We start from the raw sequence: 19,979 nt of genomic DNA, 5'->3' as shown, positions 1-19,979 counted from the left end.
GATAGAATTTTCCGCACCTACAACTCAAAAAACATCAGGGGACGAAACTCGTGCGAATTCCAGTGAAAGCCGTCGGCGCTGCGACGGCGCTGTTGTTGAGCACGCCGGCTCTCGCCGGCTGGGAGCCGACGAAACCGGTGGAGATCGTGGTGGCGGCGGGCGCGGGTGGCGCCTCCGACCAGATGGCCCGGATGATGCAGGCCGCGATCCAGAAGAACAATCTGATGAAGCAGCCGATGGTGGTCTCGCTCAAGGGCGGCGCCTCGGGCGCGGAAGCGCTGATGTACATGAAGTCCAGCGAGGGCGATCCCAACAAGGTGCTGATCGCCTATTCGCTGATCTACATGTTGCCGCTGTCGGCGAAGATCCCGTTCAACTGGCGCGAACTGACGCCGGTCTCCGTGGTTGCGCTCGACCAGTTCGTGCTGTGGGACAACAGTGCAGGCCCCAAGACGGTGAAGGAATTCGTCGCGGCCGCGAAGGCGGCGAGCGCGCCGTTCAAGATGGGCGGCACCGGCTCCAAGCGCGAGGACCACGTGCTCACCGTGTTCCTGGAGCAGAAGACCGGCGCGAAATTCTCCTATCTGCCCTACAAGTCCGGCGGCGAGGCCGCGACGCAGCTGGTCGGCAACCACATCGAGGCCAACGTCAACAACCCATCCGAAAATCTCGAAGTCTGGCGCGCCGGCCAGGTGCGTCCGCTCTGCGTGTTCGACAGGGAGCGCATTTCCTACACGACCAAGGTGACCGACACGCAGTCCTGGGCCGACATCCCGACCTGCAAGGAGGAGGGCGTCGACGTGCAATATCTGATGCTGCGCGCGATGTTCCTGCCCGGCAAGGTCACGCCGGAGCAGCAGGCGTTCTACGTCGATCTGTTCCACAAGGTGACGCAGACCGCGGAGTATAAGGACTACATGGAGAAGCAGGCCTTGAAGCCGATCTTCCTCACCGGCAAGGACATGGTGCAGTTCCTCGAGGAGGACGATGCGTTGAACAAGTCGCTGATGACGGAAGCCGGTTTCGTCGCGAAGTAGCTCTCTCTTCTCCCTCTCCCCGTTCTTACGGGGAGAGGGCGGGGGTGAGGGGCTCTCTCCACGAGTTGAGCTTGAGGAGAGAGCCCTCACCCGGCGCTTTGCCATAGCCGAAGCTTCGCTTCGGCGTTCTAGGAAACGGCCGCGGATGCGGCCTCTGCCTCTGCCTCTCCCCGTAAGAACGGGGAGAGGTGCATAATCCCCAGCCGCGCATCTGAGTCCATGTCCCAAACCGATATCGAAATCGTCGTCGAGGATCCCACCGCGCCCGAAGACGATTCCCCTTCCGTCGTTTCTTCCGGCACGATCGAGATCGTCGTCTGCCTGCTGCTGCTCGCGCTCGCAATCACGCTCGGCTACGACAATTGGCGCACCGGCGCGTCGTGGGATGCGACCGGGCCGGAGCCCGGCTATTTCCCGTTCTATCTGTCGGTCATTCTCGCCGGCGGCAGCCTCTACGGTCTGATCGCCGCGCTGCTGGCGCGGCGCGCCTCGTCCGGAACCTTCGTCACGCGTGCGCAAGGCCGCCGCGTGCTGGCGGTGTTCGTGCCGACGCTGCTGTTCTGTCTGACGACGCAGTTCCTCGGCCTCTATGTCGCGAGCTTTCTCCTGATCGCGGGCTTCATGCGGCTCGTCGGCCGGATCGCGCTGTGGAAGTCGCTGCTCACTGCATTCGCGTTCACGGCAATCATGTTCGTCACCTTCGACGTCGCCTTCGACGTCATCATGCCGAAGGGGCCGCTCGAAGCGGCCCTCGGCCGCTAGGCGGGCCCGCGCGATGGAAGCTCTCGGTCTCCTGCTCCACGGCTTTGCCGTCCTGCTGACATGGAAGACGCTCCTGCTGATGATGGTCGGGCTGGTGCTCGGCATCTTCGTCGGCGTGCTGCCCGGGCTCGGCGGCCCCAACGGCGTGGCGATCCTGTTGCCGCTGACCTTCACGATGGACCCGACTTCGGCCATCGTGATGCTGTCCTGCATCTATTGGGGCGCATTGTTCGGCGGTGCCATCACCTCGATCCTGTTTAATATCCCGGGCGAAGCCTGGTCCGTCGCGACCACTTTCGACGGCTATCCGATGGCGCAGCAGGGCAGGGCGGCGGAGGCGCTGACTGCGGCGTTCACCTCCTCCTTCGTGGGCTCGCTGGTCGCGGTGCTCCTGATCACCTTTCTCGCGCCGATGATCTCGTCCTTTGCGCTGAAATTCGGCCCGCCCGAGTTCTTTGCGGTGTATCTTCTCACCTTCTGCTCCTTCGTCGGCCTCGGGCGCGAGGCCAAGCACAAGACCGTCATCTCGATGTCGCTGGGCCTGCTGCTGGCCGGCATCGGCATGGATACGGTGTCCGGCAATCTGCGCATGACCTTCGGCTCGCCGGAGCTCTTGCGCGGCATCAACTTCCTGGTGGCCGTCATCGGCCTGTTCGGCATCAGCGAGATCCTGCTGACGATGGAGGAGCGCCTTGCGCTGCGCGGACATGCGGCCGGCATCTCGCTGCGCGTCGTGCTCGGCGTCTGGAAGGATCTGCCGAAATACTGGGTGACGCTGCTGCGCTCCTCCTTCATCGGCTGCTGGCTCGGCATCACCCCGGGCGGTGCGATCGCGGCGTCCTTCATGGGCTACAATCTGGCAAAACGCTTCGCCAAGGAGCCCGACAGCTTCGGCAAGGGCCGCATCGAGGGCGTGTTCGCGCCGGAGACGGCGGCGCATGCCTCCGGCACCTCGGCGCTGCTGCCGATGCTGGCGCTCGGCATTCCCGGCTCGGGCACGGCCGCGATCCTGCTCGGCGGCCTGATGGTGTGGGGCCTCAATCCGGGGCCGCTGCTGTTCGTCGAGCACAAGGATTTCGTCTGGGGCCTGATCGCCTCGATGTATCTCGGCAACGTCGTCGGCCTCGTGCTGGTGCTGACGACAGTGCCGATCTTCGCCTCGATCCTGCGCGTGCCGTTCGCGGCGGTGGCGCCGATGATCGTGGTGTCCTGTGCGATCGGCGCCTATGCCATCCAGAACGCGATGTTCGACGTCTGGCTGATGCTGGGCTTTGGCGTGGTCGGCTATGTCTTCAAGAAGATCGGCATTCCCCTTGCGCCGTTCACCCTTGCGCTCGTGCTCGGCAACCGCGCCGAGGATGCCTTCCGCCTGTCAATGATCGGCTCCGGCGGCACCCTGAAGGTGTTCTGGTCGAACGGCCTGGTCGGCTCGATCACGACATTGGCGATTCTGCTGCTGTTCTGGCCGGTGATCGACGGCCTGCTCGGCGGTATCGGCAGGAAGGCGGCGGGGCAAAACGGCGACGCAACGAAAGGTTGAATTATATCAGTGTCTTAGTTTCAATGTGTCGTCACAGTCCGGTCGGTGACGCCTTGTGATTGTTTCCAGATGTTGCTGTTGCGCGACAGCCCGGGCCGGGCTTCGCGCTTATGCTTCCCGTAGATTTATTTCCTTTTCACGGGGCATTGCAATGAAGCAGGTTGTGATGGGAATTGTGGCGGCATCGCTGGTCGCGAGCAGCGCACTGGCCGCTGATCTGGCATCGAAGCCGTACGTGAAGGCTCCCGCCACGGTCGATCCGATCTGGAGCTGGACCGGCTTCTACGCCGGCGCCAATGGGGGCTATAGCTGGGGCCGGTCGAATGCCTCAGTCCTGCCGACCTCACCGCTTGGGGTGAACATCCGACAGAACGTTGATGGAGGACTTGGCGGCGTTCAGGTCGGCTACAACTGGCAGGTCGATCCAAAATGGGTTTTGGGTGTTGAAGCCGATATTCAGGGCACCGGCGAGCGTGGACGTTCGATCGATCCGCTTCTGGCGGTCAGGATCGGTTCGCTTGGACTTTCCGGCTCTGCCAACAGCAGCACAGATTTCCCGTGGTTTGCGACCTTCCGCGGTCGGGCCGGGTTTTTGGCTGATCCGAGCCTGCTGCTTTATGCGACGGGTGGTTTGGCTGTTGGAGAGGTCAAGTTCGGTACTCAGGCAACGCTGACCGCACAGCTGTTCGATGGAAACAGCAACACGCCCATCGGTGGGCCCGTTACAGTCGTCGGTGCGGCGGTTTCGGAGAGCAAGACTCGCTGGGGTTGGACCGCAGGCGCAGGCGTTGAGAAGAAGTTCAACCGCAACTGGTCAGCCAAGCTCGAATATCTCTACATAGACTTGGGGTCGGCCACCTATTTCGGCGGGACCGTCAATGCGACCAGCGTCTCGTTCCACGATCATGTGCTGCGAGCTGGCTTTAACTACGCTTTCAACCCGGTCCCGGCGGTCGCGAAGTACTGAAATCAGGAGGCGACAACGAGAAGCAAAGCCCGGCCTCGCGCTGGGCTTTAGCGTTTCCGGCGGGGATCACACCACCTTGGCGTCCCTGAGCCCCGCAATCTCGTCGGCGCCGAAGCCGAACTCTTTCAGCACCTCGTCGGTTTGCTCGCCGAATTCCGGCGGCCGCGCCACCATCCTGCTCGGCGTGCGCGACAGCGTCACGGGCTGACCGACCAGGCGGATATGCCGGCCTTCATCGTTCGGCACGTCCTGCGCAATGCCGAGATGCTTGACCTGCGCATCCTCGAACATCTGGTCGATGGCGTAGATCGGCCCGCAGGGCACGCCGGCCTCATTGAGCTCGCGGACCCAGGTCTCGGTCGACTTCGTCACAGTGCGCTTCTCGATCTCGGCGTTGAGCGCATCGCGGTTCTTGGAGCGGGCAGGGGCGGTCGCGTAGTCGGGATGGGCATAGAGCTCCGGCGCGCCGATCGCCTGCGCACAGCGCTCCCAGATCCGCCCGCCCGTGGTGGCGATGTTGATATAGCCGTCGGAAGTTTTGAACACGCCGGTCGGAATGCTGGTCGGATGGTTGTTGCCAGCCTGCTTGGCGACCTCCTTCTCCATCAGCCAGCGCGCAGCCTGGAAGTCGAGCATGAAGATCTGCGCCTGCAGCAGTGAGGTCTGCACCCACTGGCCTTTGCCCGAGACCTCGCGCTCGAGCAGGGCAGTGAGGATACCCATCGCGCAAAACAGGCCGGCACTGAGGTCGGCGACCGGAATACCGACCCGCATCGGGCCCTCGCCCGGCGCGCCGGTGATCGACATCAGCCCGCCCATGCCTTGCGCGATCTGATCGAAGCCGGGCCGCTTGTGGTAAGGGCCGTCCTGGCCGAAACCGGAGATGCTGCCATAGACGATGCGCGGGTTGATCGCGGCGAGGCTGTCGTAGTCGATGCCGAGCTTCTTCTTCACGTCCGGCCGGAAATTCTCGACCACGACGTCGGCCCTGGCGGCGAGGCGCTTGAACACCGCGAGCCCGCGCTCGTCCTTCAGGTTCAGCGTCATCGCCCGCTTGTTGCGGTGCAAATTCTGAAAGTCGGAACCGCGCCGAGGCCCGCCCGGCTGCTCGCCGCCGGCATCCTCGGTCAGCGCGTCGATCTTGACGACGTTGGCGCCCCAGTCGGCGAGCTGCCGTACGCAGGTCGGCCCGGAGCGGACACGGGTCAGATCGAGCACGGTGAAGCGCGACAGGGCTTCCGAGGCATGCGGAAAGGGCATCGTGAAAGGCTCCGGGACAGATTGCGGGCCTACCATAGTGCCCAGAGATCATGCGACAAGCCGGCCCGACGCCGGTCCCGCCTGCCGAAATGCCTTGCCTGAGGGCGGCGTCCGCGAGATCAGCGCGGCAGACGCTTCAATTCGGCGCGCGCCTGCGCGGCGAGGGGATCATCGCCATGGCGCGCAATGAAGAGCTCAAGCGCCTCCCGCGTTCCCTTCCGGCGGGCAGCTTCATATTCCTCTGCCACCGCAGCGGCAGGATCTCGCGCCATCGGCATGGAGGGCGCGCGCCCTGCCTTACTGCTGTCCTCTGCCATGGCCTTCTCTATCATCACAGGCAGTCCTCCGAGACGTTGATGGAACAGTCCAGCAAACGCAATCAAGGCGCCAAACAGCCCGGCTGGCAGTGTGCGCATTTTCATGAATCCTGCAAATCACGGGTGTTCCGGGAACCAAATCCTATGCTCGCGTTCCGTACGACTACGGGATTTAATGGCTAACACGGCGTTATGGTAGCAGTGCAAACGCCGCTGCCCCATTTAAACCAAACGTTTAACTCTCTAGCTAGAATCATGTGCCCCGCGGCGACTCACACGACGCGTTGCTTTGGAGAATCAATTGGCTACCGCTGTTAATGTCAGTGCCACCAACAACGCCGAGATCGACGGCCTGCTGTCGGGCTACAAATGGTCGGGCACGATCACCTACAGCTTTCCCGACGCGCCGAACGACTATTCCAATCCCTATTACGGCGGCAGCAGCGAGCCGACCACGTCGGGCTTTGTGTCGGCACCCGCGCAGATCCAGACGGCGATCAACTATGCGATCGGATTGATCCTCGGCTATACCAACGCCGACATCCAATATGCGGGCACGAACGGCGCGGACATCATGATCGCGCAGTCGCCTGCGGCCAATCCGACTGCCTACGCCTACTATCCCGGCAATTATGCGTCCGGCGGCGACATCTGGTTTGGCACTCAATACAATTTCTCGCTGGCCAAGCTCGGCAATTATTACTTCACCACCGCGCTGCACGAACTCGGCCACGCCTTCGGCCTCAAGCACAGCCAGGAGGCCGGCGGCCCCGGCAACGTCGCGGTGCCGAGCGCGCATGACGCCAGCGAATACACCGTCATGAGCTATCGCAGCTATGTCGGCGGTTCGACGACGAGCGGCTACACCAACGAAGCGTACGGATATTCGCAGACCTACATGGCCAACGATATCCTGGCGCTCCAGACCATGTACGGTGCGGACTTTACGACCCAGAGCAGCAACACCGTCTACACCTGGAATCCGACCACGGGGCAGCAGTTCATCAATGGCGTCGGCCAGCTCGCACCGGGCGGAGGCGTCGGCGGCTCGGCCAATCGCATCTACGAGACTGTCTGGGACGGCGGCGGCATCGATACCTACGACCTGTCGAACTATACGACGAACCTGAGCATCAACCTCAATCCCGGTGCCTCGTCGGTGTTCTCCTCCGTGCAGCTGGCCTATCTCGGCGACGGCCACTACGCATCGGGCAACGTTTACAACGCCTATCTTTATAATGGCGACGCGCGCTCCTACATCGACAACGCCACCGGCGGGTCCGGCAACGACACGATCATCGGCAACGCCATCGCCAACACGCTGAATGGCGCCGGCGGCAACGACACGATCACCGGCGGTGCGGGCAACGACACCATTAACGGCGGCTCAGGCACGGATACCGCAATATATTCGGGCAGTCGGGCCAACTACACGGTTTCCTACAACGCGACGACACAGACTTTCACCCTGGTCGACTTGCGCAGCGGCTCGCCTGACGGCACCGACACCGTCGCCGGCGTCGAATATTTTCAGTTTGGGGATGGCACGGTGGCCAGCTCCACCCTCGTTACGAGAACGATCGAGGCGTTCGGGTCGACCAGCGTGGTGGTGTCCGGCGGCAACTACTATCTGAACAATATCTCCACCGGCGCCGGCCCAACGCTGAAATACCAAGGCAATGTGGTGAACACGGCCAATTACACCACGTGGTCCGTGATTGCGGCCGAGCAGGTGTCGGGTGGCGGCTACGACGTGGTCTGGAAGGATTCGTCGAACGGACATTACTCGGTCTGGAGCACCAACAGCAGCGGCAATTTCCTGACGACGCTGGCCGCGGCTCCGGAAGTGCTGGGGACCGATCCGTCCCTGCAAGCACTGGAGCCGACGCTCCAGCAGGATCTCAACGGCGATGGCACGATTGGTATTCCCGCAGGCAGCCTTGTCACGATCGAGGCGTTGGGATCGACCAGCGTGGTGGTGTCCGGCGGCAACTACTATCTGAACAATATCTCCACCGGCGCCGGCCCAACGCTGAAATACCAAGGCAATGTGGTGAACACGGCCAATTACACCACGTGGTCCGTGATTGCGGCCGAGCAGGTGTCGGGTGGCGGCTACGACGTGGTCTGGAAAAACTCGGCCAACGGGCACTATTCGGTCTGGAGCACCAACAGCAGCGGCAATTTCCTGACGACGCTGGCCGCGGCTCCGGAAGTGCTGGGCAGCGATCCGTCCCTGCAAGCACTGGAGCCGACGCTCCAGCAGGATCTCAATGGCGATGGCACGATCGGAGTGCCGATGGCCAGCCCCGTCACGATCGAGGCGTTCGGATCGACCAGCGTGGTGGTGTCCGGCGGCAACTACTATCTGAACAACATCTCCACCGGCGCCGGCCCAACGCTGAAATACCAAGGCAATGTGGTGAACACGGCCAATTACACGACGTGGTCCGTCATCGCGGCCGAGCAGGTGTCGGGTGGCGGCTACGACGTGGTCTGGAAAAACTCGGCCAACGGGCACTATTCGGTCTGGAGCACCAACAGCAGCGGCAATTTCCTGACGACGCTGGCCGCGGCTCCCGAAGTCCTGGGGAGCGATCCGTCCCTGAAAGCGCTGGAGCCGACGCTGCAGCAGGATCTCAATGGCGATGGCTCGATCGGGGTTCCGGTTGCCAGCCCCGTCACGATCGAGGCGTTGGGAGCGACCAGCGTCGTGGTGTCCGGCGGCAATTACTATCTGAACAACATCTCGACCGGCACCGGACCTACGCTGAAATACCTAGGCAGTGAGGTGAACACGGCCAATTACACCACGTGGTCCGTCATTGCGGCCGAGCAGGTGTCCGGTGGCGGCTACGACGTGGTCTGGAAGGACTCGTCGAACGGACATTACTCGGTTTGGAGCACGGACGGCACCGGCAACTTCCAGACCACCCTTGCCGCGGCTCCGGAAGTGCTCGGGTCCGATCCGTCTCTGAAAGCGCTGGAGCCGACGCTCCAGCAGGATCTCAACGGCGACGGCACCGTCGGCGCTGCGCCGTTCGCAGACAGCTTCGCGTTCGACTTCACCCAGCACGCAACCTCATTGACTGCTCCGTCCGAGCCCCCTGACTTTGTGCCCGCGCCGGCCGATCCCCGGACCGCGCCGGAGCACTGGACTCAAGCGGCGGGGAGTCACGACACGGCTCTGACTGACATCCTGATGGATATGCTCCACAACGTGCACGGCTCCGGTTTCCTGCTGGGCTGACGACGTGAGCGGTGCGCGCTCATTGCCGAAGCTCGCCGCGGAGGTTGAACCCTGCGAGCGGGATCAGGCGATTTCGAGCGAGTGCTTGAAGTAGGCGATCGTCTCCTTCAGCCCGTCTTCGAGCGCAACCTTCGGCTCCCAGTTCAGCACTGCCTTCGCCTTGGCGAGGTCGGGCTGGCGCTGACGCGGGTCGTCCTGCGGCAGCGGCTTGAACTCGAGCTTGGAGCGCGAGCCGGTGAGCTTGATGACCTTCTCGGCGAGCTCGCGGATCGTGAACTCGGAATTGTTGCCGAGATTGATCGGGCCGGTGACGTCTTCCGCGGTCACCATCAACCGCATGATGGCCTCGACGAGGTCGTCGACATAGCAGAACGAGCGGGTCTGGCCGCCGTCGCCGAACACGGTGATCGGCTCGCCCTTCAGCGCCTGGACGATGAAGGACGACACCACGCGGCCGTCATTTGGTTGCATGCGCGGGCCGTAGGTGTTGAAGATGCGCGCGACCTTGATCGGCAGGCTATGCTGGCGCCAATAATCGAAGAACAACGTCTCGGCGCAGCGCTTGCCCTCGTCGTAGCAGGAACGGATGCCGATCGGGTTGACGTTACCCCAATAATCCTCGGTCTGCGGATGGATCAGCGGATCGCCATAGACCTCGCTGGTCGAAGCCTGGAAGATGCGCGCCTTGAGCCGCTTGGCGAGGCCCAGCATGTTGATGGCACCGTGCACCGAGGTCTTGGTGGTCTGCACGGGATCGCGCTGGTAGTGGATCGGTGAGGCCGGACAGGCCAGGTTGAAGATCGCGTCGACCTCGATGTAGAGCGGGAAGGTGACGTCGTGCCGGACTGCCTCGAACAGCGGATTTGCGATCAGATGGGCGATGTTGCGTCGGCTGCCGGTGAAATAATTGTCCGCGGACACCACCTCGGCACCGGCATCCAGCAGCCGCTCGCACAGGTGCGAACCGATGAACCCGGCGCCTCCGGTCACGAGGATGCGGCTTTTCCTGTAGTTTTCAAACGGCATGATCGGTTCCAGATTGTATGCGGCGGGGCAGGCTGAGTGGTATCGGCAACGGCCGGACTCGCCAATAGCCAAGTGGACTTGGGCTGAGGTGTTAAATTACCTCTATTGTGCATGGGGTTGTTTTGGCATTTTTTTCAGTCGGGTCCCGCCACAAGTCTAGAACTCCCGCCGCTTCAGCCAGGCCCGAGCCCCCCAATGGGCAAAGCACCAGGCTGATCGGGCCAGGGAGAGCTGCTCGATATTGCGGTAGATCTGCCAGACCCATTTGGCCGAGCGCAGCGGGCGACTGGAGACCGAGGAGCCTCTGACCCGGTAGCGGGCCAGATCCTCGTTGAGGCCGTATGCGGTATGGCCGCGCTTGAGGATCGAGAGCCACAGGCAGAAATCGTCGTAGCCCTCGTTCTTCATCGCGACGGGACCTGCGATCTCGCGGTCGACCATCGCGGTCAGCGTCGCGATCGCGGTGTTCTTCAGGAGCTGCCCATAGGTGAGCGAGGCCGGCACCTCGATCAGCCGTCCGGTGACGGTGTTGGTCTCGTTGATGCGGCGGAAGGCGGTGTAGCTGAGGGCGGCTTGCCTTGCCTTTGCGAAGGCGAGCTGTCGCTCGAGCTTCTCGGGCAGCCACAGATCGTCGCTGTCGAGGAAGGCGAGATAGCGGCCCTGCGCCTGGTCGATCGCGGCCTGACGCGCCAGCGCCGGCCCGCCGTTCTTCGCCTGCCGGATCAGCTTGACGCGCGGATCGCGCTCGCCGATGCCGGCGATGATCTGCGGGGTCTTGTCTGTCGAGCAGTCGTCGGCGATCAAGAGCTCCCAATCTGTGAATGTCTGGCTCTGCACCGAGCGGATCGTCTCCTCAATCAGGCCTTCGACGTTCCAGGACGGAGTGATGATCGAAACGAGCGGCATGACGGGTCCGTTCAGTTCGCGCGGGCAGGCGCGGCGATCGCGGCGCGCAAGGAGGCCGCAAACGTGTCGAGCAGCTTGGTGTCGCTGACATAGAGCTCGCCCGGATAAGACCGTCGCCAGGCCGACTCGAAATAGGGCGCGCCCTTGGCGGGATCGAACGGCCCGGCGGCGAGCGCCTCGCGCAACCGTGCGGGTACATCGGCCAGACGATCGACCGCATAGACCAGCGGACAGGAGCGGTAGAATGCGTCGCCCATCACCACCACCGGCTTGCCGAGCAGCAGCGCTTCGGCGCCCGACTTGCTGTTGACGGAGACGACGGCAGCAGCGCGATCGAGCACGGTGTAATTGTTGGTCTGCGGCGGCAATAGCACGAAATTGTCGAACCGCCGCGCGAGCTCGAACAGGCGGGTGGCCGAGATTGCACCGATCTGGGCAGGATGCTCCTTCACCACGAGCACATGCGAATCCGGGATCGTGCGCAGCAGGAAGTCGACGGTCGCGACCTGGTCGAGATAGTCCGGCGAGCGCAGCGTCAGCGCCATGTCTGCCGGAACGTGGAACGGATAGTAGACGAAGGGCGTTTCGGGAAGCGGTTGATAGAGCTTGCGCAGCCGCGTCGCGTTCAGCGCCATCGCAGCATGCACCTGAGCATGACGCAGATTGTGCCCGAACTCCTGGTGCTTGCCGAGGGCGAACTGGTCCCAGAGCTTCTCGACGAGACGATTGGCGTTGCGCAAATTGACGACCTTCTTGAAGGCTGCCGAATAGTGATGCTGGTCCTTCTTGGGAATGACGATCGCGCGCTGCGTCAACGTGTCGTCGAGATAGGCGCGGACCTCGGGCGACACGGGTTCGGCGGGGTCCGCCATCATATCGGGAGCGGCAAGGCTGTCCGGCGTGAAGTACATGCGGCCGCGAAAGAACGACGGCTCAATGAACCAGTTGCGGATGTTGCGGCGCTTTGCGGCGTAGAAGCTCGCGATCACCGAAAGAAAGCCGCCGAGTTCCTGGACCAGCTCGGCGCGCTTGCCTTGCCGCTCCAGCCGGTCGAGCAGCGTCTCCATCGCGTTCGCGTAAATCATGAAGCGGCGGCGCAAGGCGGCAGTATCGCGGATGCCGAAGGTGAAGCGCTCATGGCTGAACAGGAAGTTGGTTCCGGCCAGTCCGTAAGATGCGACGCGCGTATCGAACGCGCCGCGATCGTCGGGCGAGAAGCCGGCCTTGAGGCCTTCACGATACATGTTCGTAACCGGGACCCCCTCGGCCGCCGACATCTCGGCGCTGCGATCGTCGAAGGCAAGCAACTCCACGTCATGGCCTGCCGCGCGCAAGCGTTGCGCCACCGGAATCCAGAACCGCGTCTGGTATTCGGCAAGCGTGGTGATGAGAATGGTCGTTGCAGATGCTGTCATGGCTCTACTGGGCGTGTTCGATCGCAATGCTCGCGAGCGGCAAGCCCGTCATCGCGCAATGCGCGCGCCTTGCCGTGAGCTGCGACGGGCTCGCCTGATCATGAGCGGCGATGCGCTGAAGCAGGGGCTGGACGATCGATGGTGCGATCCGCTTGTCGCGACGGGCGGGATTGAACTGGCTGCGCAGCCGCTCGGTGACGGCCGAGCCGAGCGCCGCGCTGGCGGCGCCCTTGATGATCTGGCCGATGCTCGGCTTGTCGCGCGTGCCTTTCATGGTGGCAAGCAGCGATACGTAGGGCCGCCGCGAGATCGCTGCGCGCGTCAGGACGTCGGCGACGCGTTCGGCGGCTTTCCCGTCGTTCAGATGAAAGAAGGCCTCGATATCGGCGGCGTGAACGCGGGCGAAATCGAAGGCCTCGGTCTCGTGCTCGATGTGGTCGATGGCGCTGAGCAGCTCGTCGAACGAGGCAACCGGCCGGCTCACGCGTGCGGGCAGCGCGGCATGGCCGGCCGTCGCCGGCGTGTTCAGATACTCGAGTTGGAGCGGGAGCTTGCCGAGCAGGACCGACTCCACGGCCGTTCCGCAATTGAGATGAATGACGGCGGCCGCATTGCGGATGCGGTCGAGCACGCTGCCGGTGCCGTCGATCAGGACGTTGGCGTGGCGCGAGAGCGCGTTGCGATAGACGTCCTCGCTCTCGAAGGGATGCGGACGCACGAGAATGTTGCGGTCGGGCCTTGCGGCGGCGAGCCGGTCGAGCTCGGCAAGATAGTTCGCGAAGACCTGCTTCAGGTCTGCGATGAAGCGATCGACATAGGTGCCGTCCCAGCCGGCCCGCACCATTGCTTCGCGCTCGCCGCCCGGCTTGCCGGTGAAGCGTGAATTGACCAGCGGAAAGTTGGCGTTGACGAGCAGGTAGCCGCGCGGCTCGCCGTCGAGCAGCGCGCGCCAGCGTGGGGCCGCAAAGTCGAAGCGCGGGCATCCGGTGAGGTGAAGCTGCTCCGGTTTCATGGTTCCGGCGGCGAGAAAGGCGTCGCGCAGCCGGCTGCCCCAGAAGAAATAGCCCGTCAGGATATCCGCGTAGCCGCTGCCCTTGATGTGGGCCGCCATTGCCGGGGGCGAATTGCCGCCCTTCTCAGCGAGCACGCCGCCCTCGGTATCAAGAACGTAAAGCGCAAGGCCCGCCTTGGCGAAACTGCGCATCAGGTCGAGATTGACCGGTCGCGCATAGTTGGCGACCAGCGCATCGAGCCCGAGCCGCGGCACGTCGACCGCCTGTTCGTACATCGGCACAAGCACGACCGAGACGCCGCGCCGCGCGAGTTGATAAGCGAGCATGACTGCCCCAGGCAGGTCACGCTTGGGGTGATCGACCACCAGGCCTATGCGCAAGATGTGAGCTCCCGGCAGATCCGCGTCAGAGCCGCATCACGGTGCGCTCGAGCTCCGTCAGGGCGCCGACCGCGCGGAAGCGCGGCGGCGGTTCGGGAAAGATGCGCGGCTGCTGGATGTAGGTTGCCGTGTACAGCAGGCGGCTGTGATCCGACTGGATCCGGCTTCCCATGTGCAGGCAGCGCGCAGTGTTGACGATGAAGGACGACAGGCGAGGCGCGATCATTTCCTTGACCGCGTCCGGACCGGTCTTGGCGAACACCTGAGCGTCGCTCATATGGCTCTTCAGCGAGTTGCGGAACGCCTTCGACGGCCCGGCCGGAATGAAGGTAAACGGACCGTCCGCGCTGTCCCGAACATCGGTCAGGTAGATGAAGAGCTTGCAGACGCGCTTGTCGTCGTGATCGAGATGCCAGAGCTGGGAGTAGCTGAGCGCCTGGTTTGGCGTCGGCTGCGACAGCGTCAGCAGCACGTCGGAGAGCTGTGGCAGATCGTGCATGAAGTCGCCGATGATGCGCAGCGCGGCCGGCTGCAGGGCGTAGCGCACGAACGGATGGTCGGTCGCGAAGGCACCGTTGACGAGGTCCTCGTCAAGCAGGCTGACCCAGAACGATTTATGGCCGAGCTGCTGCTTGCCGGAGAGCTCGTTCAGCCGGGTCACCTTATCGTCCGCAACGGCGGCAACGGCTTCTGCGAGGCCGCGGTCCATGAGCGCGGATACGTCGACGTAGCCGTCACGGTCGAGCTTCCGGCTCGCCTCGCTCCATTCCGCTTTCGACGGAAGCTGATCGAGCAGGGCGGCACGCCGGGCCCGAGCGCCCGGCTGCAGGCCTGTCAGGACCGCCTTGGTGATCCAGCCGAGATCCGTCCTGTTGAAGTGCCACAGGAGGCGGCGAAACTGGTTGATCTTCTGCTTTTTCGGCGTTTTCACGCCGGCATCGATGGTGGTCATCTGGGATAGCCCGATCGCAGGAAAGCAGGCCTCTTTAACCTCAGGGCCGATCCTTTTGCTACCCTAAAGTGTCGCCGGGGAGACACCCTTTCGACCGAAATAGGTCCGGCCAAGCGCGGCAATCAGGCCGCGCTGTTCCTCGGTCAGGACCAGAAAATATTGGGCCGTCCATGTGGCGGCGCAAAACGCAGCCATAAGCCCCGCCAGCGCGACGATCCCGGCGTCGGGCACGAAATACTGGATGGCAGCGAGAGGAAGCGCTGCGAGCAGGAGGATGGCCCAATGGGCCAGCATGGCAGACCAGAACCGCTTCGCATCCAGTTCGAGCTCCCTGACGAAGGTCATGAGCTGCCAGGGTACGATCGCGGAGGTTCCGATGGCCTGCCCGAGGATGAAGGCCCGCTCCGCGAGAAGGTGGACGGCCGCAAGGGTGACCGCCGCCCAGATCACCAGATGGATCATCATCAGCCTGTTCAGCCGCCGCTGAACTTTGGTGCGCGTCATGAACAATGTGTTGCCGAAGATGACGTATTGAAAGCACATCGTTACCACGAACATCCAGCCCATCCAGTGGGCGTAAGGGACGATCTGCGGTCCGATCCAGAGATGCATGATCGCGGGCGACATCACCGCGGCCGCGACGAAGGGCGGCACCGTCACGATCGGCAGCATCACGATCCCGGCTTCGCCAAAGCGGTTGAATTGGAGGTGGCTGTTTCGCTGATCGAGGCGGCTGACCACCGGGAGCATTGCCGAGATGAGCAAACTCGCCACCACCTTGGCTAGTCGCGGGATTCTCACCAGGGTGTCGTAGATACCGACACTCTGTGGGCCGATAAAGGTGCCGATGAGAAATGGCTGGATCGGCGCGATAATGCCGCCGATCAACTTGCCCTGCATCACCAGGATGCAGCGCGTCATCACCTCGCGGCCGACCGCCGCCGCAGGAACCGTCAACCTGATCCGCGTACGACTGAGTGCGGCGACCGAGGCGCCGAGCAGGATCAGCGCGCGCAAGACGCCGCTGGCAAGGAAATAGTAGGTCACCATCTCGTACGGTTGCCCGGATCGGGCAGCGTAGATGGTGGCGGCGACGTAGAGCAAAGTCGTCAGAAACTCGCAAAGCCGCAACAGCCCGTAGCGCTCGAAGCCTTTGACGACGCCTTCCCACACCAGGGCTGGGAACAGCAGGAGGTTGCTGGCAGCCGTCGCGAGCAGCATGTTGGTGAAGCTTGCAGCATGCGTCGGCTCGACCTTGAACTGGGTGACGATCAGCGGCGCAGTGAGCCATATCGCAAGGCTCAGCGCGATTCCCAGCAGCAACGAGATCACGGAGAGCAGCAGGATCTGACCGCCTGCCAGGCGCCAGTCGCGGTGCTCCCTGGCGCGAGCGACCACCTGGGTCGTCACCTCGGGCAGGCCGAAGTCGACGACTCCGATCAGTCCGGAGGGCAGCAAGAGGCGGGTGAGAACGATGAGACCGAACTCGGCAACGCCCCAGGTCCTGATGATGATCGGAATGACGATGATGCCGAGGATGGCGACGAGGCCGAAGACGATCGCCGACACGACGGTATTCTGAACGAGGCGCTTCAGCATGGCATGGCTCGGCTTACCATGCGCTCAGGCCGCCATCGACGGCGATGTTCTGGCCGGTTACGTAGGAGGCCGCATCCGACACCAGGAACAGCATCGCACCCACCATCTCGTCGGCACGGGCCATGCGGCCGAGCGGGATGCGGGCACCGTAACCTTGCTTGAACGTCTCGTTCTGCCCGCTCTCCACGCCGCCCGGAGTCAGCGTGTTGACCCGAACACCCTTCGCCGCCCAATAAGTCGCAAGGTGCTTGGTCAGGCCGATGACCCCGGCCTTGGACGCCGTATAGACCGCCGGCGTGTTGATGGCGCGGCCGAGATATTCGGAGCCCTCGTAGATGCGCTGGTCGGGCGCCAGCAATCCGTAGATCGAGGCGGTCTGCACGATGGCGCCGTAGCTGCGCTCGGCCATCCGGCCGCCGAACACCTGCGCGACGGTGAACATGCCGTCGAGATTGACCGACATGATCTCGCGCCAAGTATCCTGCGAGAAAGTCTCGACCGGGGCGAAGAAGGCGTCCACGTCGCGGGTCTTGCTGGCGGCGTTGTTGAGCAGGATCGAGACCGCTCCGAGGTCGGATTCGATCGCATCGGCCGTCTTGCGCACCACATCGGGCTTGGTGATGTCGCAACCGTAACCCCTGGCCCGGACGGCATGGCGTGAGGCGACGTCGGCCGCTGCCGCCTCGGTCGTGGCCTGATCGAGATCTACGATCGCGACATTGGCGCCGAACTCGGCAAGTCCCTCGGCAAATCGGCGTCCGAGAATGCCGCACCCGCCGGTGACGACGGCCGTACGCCCGGTCAGATCGAACAGAGCCTTGAAGCTCGTGGTCATCGCTTGCGCCTCCTCAGGCCGGCAGTCGTTGGCGGAGCAATAGTTCAACCAACGCAAAGTCGAGATCCGAATCGATGTCGATCGAACGCTCTTCCGGCATCTCGAACAGGCGCGTATCCGGATAGAACACCGCGGGGTGCTCCAGGAACGGTGCGACGCGCCAGACATAGATCGACGCGTTCATGTCGAAGCAGCGCGGGGCATCCTGCCGTCGGGTGATCGGCGGATTGGCGGATTTCGAGAGGCCCACGCTGCCGTCGGTGCGCTGCTCGACGAGGTTGAAATACGGCGAGCGCCGCGCCGGCGCACCGGTGATGACATTGCGCGCGCCGCTCTCGCGCAGCAACGCCACCGCACCGGTGATGTCCGAGGCCAGCCTGAGCGGGGAAGTGACATCGAGATCGACGAAAATCTCCGGTGTCGTACCCATTTGCGCGATGGCCTGCTCGAGACAGTGCCGGATCGCCGGCAGCTTCGGCGCGGTGTCGGTCGCCATCTCATCGGGGCGCTTGACCGCGATATCGGCGCCGGCCTTCACCGCCGCATCGAGCAAGGCGTCCGAATCGCTGCTGAACGCGATCGCGTCGAACAGGCCTGTCTCGCGCGCCTGCTCGATGCTCCACGCGAGCACGGGCCTGCCCAGGAGATCGCGCGCGTTCTTGCCGACGACACCTTTCGAGCCGCCTCGCGCGCAGATGGTACAGACAAGGCTCATGGCGACACCCAGGTCTTGCTGCGCAGCGCGCGCTCGCTGGCGTCGATCAGATGCATGACGCCGAGGGCCTCCGGCAGCGTGCAGGCCGGACTGGCACCACGCATCGCCGCGACATGCATGTCGCGGTAGGTCTGGTCGCGCTCGCTGGGAATCTCCCTTGCCTTGCCGTTGACGACGAGGCGGCCGCCGACGAGATCGGCCTCGATGGTGTCGTCGTCGACATTGACGCGAATACGGCGGACGCCCTGACGGTCGAGATAGTCCATGTGGACGTGGACGGACGGCGCCCGCTGCATATCGAGCAGCAGGTCGAGATGGTCCTCGACGTCGATGTCGCGCGCGCCGGAGGCGCCGCCAAGCGCCGCGACGCGATGCCATGGCCCGAACAGCCAGAGCAGATAGTCCAGTTCGTGGCTGAGATCCCGCAGCACCCCGCCGCCGGCATCAGCCGTGGCGGAGGCGGTGTTGCGGTGATCGCGGCCCGGTCGCCAATCCCTGATGTCCTGGCCGACATAGGCGCCGACCGTGATCACCTCGCGCCCGCGCAGTGTGTCCGCCAGCGCCGTCATCACTGGATGAAAGCGCAGATTGTATCCGACGCTGACATGGGCAAACGGATATTTCGGGGGCGGTGCCGGCGTTGCGAAAAGCGGCTTCTCGACGAGGACATTGCCCTGGAAGCCGGTTTGCGCCAGCTCTTGCAGATTGTCCGCATGGTGCGCCGTCTCGGTGGCAATCACGACGTAGTCCGGACGCGCCGCCGCGACGGCCTGCGCGATCGAACCGTAGTCGCCACCTTCGCGCCGGCTGACCGTTGCGACCCGAAGATCGAGCTCGCGCAGGACGCGCGCATGCCTTGTGCCGATCGAGCCGAGGCCAACCACGACGGCTGTTGTCGAGGTCACGGGAAAACCTCGTGAAACTCCGCATGCGCCTGCTCGAAATCCTCCAGCCGGCCGATGTCGAGCCAGTACTCGCGAATTGGATAGACCGCGACGCGTCCCTTGTCGGCGATCACGCGCTCGAGCACGGTCGGCATATCGATGCTGACGCCCGGCGTGACGTGGCGGAAGACCGACCTGCCGATCACATAAATGCCGGCACTGACGAACCAGCTCTCCGTCGGCTTCTCCCGAATGGTCTGGAGAAATCCGTCGGTGGTGGACACCACCCCATAGGGGACGTGCACCTTGTGCTCGCGGACAGCCATCGTCGCTTCCGCCGGCGCTCCGTTGTGGAAGTCGAGAAGCGCTCCGTAGTTGATCGTGGTGAGGATGTCGCCGTTGGTGACGATCATCGGTAGATCCGGCGGTGTCGCAAACAGCCCGAGCGCACCGGCGGTACCGAGGCGTTCGGTCTCGTGCACGTACTGGATGTTGGCGCCGAAGGCGGCGCCATCGGCAAAGTAATCCTTGATCGTCTGGGCCTTGTAGTTCACCGAGATGAAGATGTTGCCAAAGCCCTGCTGCACGACGTTGCGTACGATCGTCTCGAGCAGCGGGCGGCCGCCGACATTGAGCATCGGCTTCGGCACGTCGCGCGTCAGCGCGCCCAGGCGCTCGCCGAGGCCGCCGGCCATGATCAGCACCGGATTCTGATACTGGCGCGGCTCGAGCAACTCATCGAGCGTCTCGACCACGACGAGATGGCCGCCATCGTCGACGAGCGGGAGCTGCTTGATCGACCTATGCCGCATCAAATGCAGGCGATCCTCACGGGGCAGGGTCGCGGGGGCCGACACCGGCGTCCGGTTCATGATGTCGGTCGCAAGCCCGGTGAGGGCGATGCCGCGCAGCAGTCCGCGTCTGACGTCGCCGTCGGTGACCACGCCGAGCAGGCGGTTCTGGTCGTCGAGTACCAGCGCAATCTGAATGCTGCCGCTCTCGATCGCGGCAATGGCCTCGCCCACGGTGGCCTGGGTTCCGACCACGGCTTTGCGCCAGGATTTCATGGCAATTCCGCCTCGTATACGCCAGATTTGGGCGCGGCCCACGGCTGAGCCTGC

17 protein-coding genes are annotated in these 19,979 nt (G+C 63.8%); 5 read left to right on the top strand and 12 right to left on the bottom strand.

Annotated elements, in window-relative coordinates:
• Positions 1-56: 56 nt before the first annotated feature.
• From HZZ16_RS12255 to HZZ16_RS12240, 4 genes are all read left to right on the top strand, one after another.
• Positions 57-1,037, top strand: a complete 981-nt coding sequence (locus HZZ16_RS12255) for a Bug family tripartite tricarboxylate transporter substrate binding protein (RefSeq protein ID WP_376707568.1) — start codon at positions 57-59, stop codon at positions 1,035-1,037.
• A 219-nt stretch (positions 1,038-1,256) separates the two neighbouring features.
• A complete protein-coding gene (locus HZZ16_RS12250) occupies positions 1,257-1,799 on the top strand; it encodes a tripartite tricarboxylate transporter TctB family protein (RefSeq protein WP_197948705.1) in 543 nt (180 codons plus the stop codon).
• 13 nt (positions 1,800-1,812) lie between these two features.
• Positions 1,813-3,339, top strand: a complete 1,527-nt coding sequence (locus HZZ16_RS12245; RefSeq protein WP_197948704.1) for a tripartite tricarboxylate transporter permease — start codon at positions 1,813-1,815, stop codon at positions 3,337-3,339.
• A 151-nt stretch (positions 3,340-3,490) separates the two neighbouring features.
• Positions 3,491-4,306: an outer membrane protein gene (locus tag HZZ16_RS12240; RefSeq protein WP_197948703.1), complete on the top strand. Its 816-nt coding sequence runs from the start codon at positions 3,491-3,493 to the stop codon at positions 4,304-4,306.
• 66 nt (positions 4,307-4,372) lie between these two features.
• Here HZZ16_RS12240 and HZZ16_RS12235 read toward each other — a convergent pair whose 3' ends face one another.
• Both HZZ16_RS12235 and HZZ16_RS12230 read right to left on the bottom strand, forming a co-directional pair.
• Positions 4,373-5,566 (bottom strand): CaiB/BaiF CoA transferase family protein, encoded by a 1,194-nt coding sequence (locus tag HZZ16_RS12235; RefSeq protein WP_197948702.1) that lies wholly within the window; start codon positions 5,564-5,566, stop codon positions 4,373-4,375.
• Positions 5,567-5,685: 119 nt separating this feature from the next.
• Positions 5,686-5,988 carry a hypothetical protein gene (locus HZZ16_RS12230; protein ID WP_197948701.1) on the bottom strand — a complete coding sequence of 101 codons (303 nt, stop codon included), beginning with the start codon at positions 5,986-5,988 and terminating at the stop codon, positions 5,686-5,688.
• A 196-nt stretch (positions 5,989-6,184) separates the two neighbouring features.
• Between HZZ16_RS12230 and HZZ16_RS12225 the strand changes: the two genes are divergently transcribed.
• Positions 6,185-9,133, top strand: a complete 2,949-nt coding sequence (locus HZZ16_RS12225) for a M10 family metallopeptidase C-terminal domain-containing protein (RefSeq protein WP_246510082.1) — start codon at positions 6,185-6,187, stop codon at positions 9,131-9,133.
• Between the two features lie 63 nt (positions 9,134-9,196).
• Here HZZ16_RS12225 and HZZ16_RS12220 read toward each other — a convergent pair whose 3' ends face one another.
• The 10 genes from HZZ16_RS12220 to HZZ16_RS12175 all read right to left on the bottom strand — a co-directional run bounded on the left by HZZ16_RS12220 (position 9,197) and on the right by HZZ16_RS12175 (position 19,925).
• Positions 9,197-10,159: a UDP-glucuronic acid decarboxylase family protein gene (locus HZZ16_RS12220; protein ID WP_197948700.1), complete on the bottom strand. Its 963-nt coding sequence runs from the start codon at positions 10,157-10,159 to the stop codon at positions 9,197-9,199.
• A 156-nt stretch (positions 10,160-10,315) separates the two neighbouring features.
• Positions 10,316-11,065 (bottom strand): glycosyltransferase family 2 protein, encoded by a 750-nt coding sequence (locus HZZ16_RS12215; protein ID WP_197948699.1) that lies wholly within the window; start codon positions 11,063-11,065, stop codon positions 10,316-10,318.
• Positions 11,066-11,076: 11 nt separating this feature from the next.
• The gene (locus tag HZZ16_RS12210; RefSeq protein ID WP_197948698.1) at positions 11,077-12,480 is read right to left on the bottom strand and encodes a capsular polysaccharide export protein, LipB/KpsS family; all 1,404 of its coding nucleotides are present in this window, start codon (positions 12,478-12,480) and stop codon (positions 11,077-11,079) included.
• 4 nt (positions 12,481-12,484) lie between these two features.
• Positions 12,485-13,873 (bottom strand): surface carbohydrate biosynthesis protein, encoded by a 1,389-nt coding sequence (locus HZZ16_RS12205; protein ID WP_197948697.1) that lies wholly within the window; start codon positions 13,871-13,873, stop codon positions 12,485-12,487.
• 25 nt (positions 13,874-13,898) lie between these two features.
• Complete coding sequence (locus HZZ16_RS12200; RefSeq protein WP_197948696.1) at positions 13,899-14,825, bottom strand: phytanoyl-CoA dioxygenase family protein; 927 nt, start codon at positions 14,823-14,825, stop codon at positions 13,899-13,901.
• 63 nt (positions 14,826-14,888) lie between these two features.
• Complete coding sequence (locus tag HZZ16_RS12195; RefSeq protein ID WP_197948695.1) at positions 14,889-16,424, bottom strand: lipopolysaccharide biosynthesis protein; 1,536 nt, start codon at positions 16,422-16,424, stop codon at positions 14,889-14,891.
• Positions 16,425-16,437: 13 nt separating this feature from the next.
• Positions 16,438-17,259: an SDR family oxidoreductase gene (locus tag HZZ16_RS12190; RefSeq protein WP_197948694.1), complete on the bottom strand. Its 822-nt coding sequence runs from the start codon at positions 17,257-17,259 to the stop codon at positions 16,438-16,440.
• 13 nt (positions 17,260-17,272) lie between these two features.
• Positions 17,273-17,974: an acylneuraminate cytidylyltransferase family protein gene (locus tag HZZ16_RS12185; protein WP_197948693.1), complete on the bottom strand. Its 702-nt coding sequence runs from the start codon at positions 17,972-17,974 to the stop codon at positions 17,273-17,275.
• Positions 17,971-18,879, bottom strand: a complete 909-nt coding sequence (locus HZZ16_RS12180; RefSeq protein WP_197948692.1) for a Gfo/Idh/MocA family protein — start codon at positions 18,877-18,879, stop codon at positions 17,971-17,973. The genes HZZ16_RS12185 and HZZ16_RS12180 overlap by 4 nt, the downstream gene beginning before the upstream one ends.
• A complete protein-coding gene (locus HZZ16_RS12175; protein ID WP_197948691.1) occupies positions 18,876-19,925 on the bottom strand; it encodes a nucleotidyltransferase family protein in 1,050 nt (349 codons plus the stop codon). The genes HZZ16_RS12180 and HZZ16_RS12175 overlap by 4 nt, the downstream gene beginning before the upstream one ends.
• Positions 19,926-19,979 lie beyond the last annotated feature (54 nt).

This window comes from Bradyrhizobium glycinis, from assembly GCF_016031655.1.
GTDB lineage: Bacteria > Pseudomonadota > Alphaproteobacteria > Rhizobiales > Xanthobacteraceae > Bradyrhizobium > Bradyrhizobium glycinis.
This window is presented reverse-complemented; position numbering and strand designations above follow the sequence as displayed.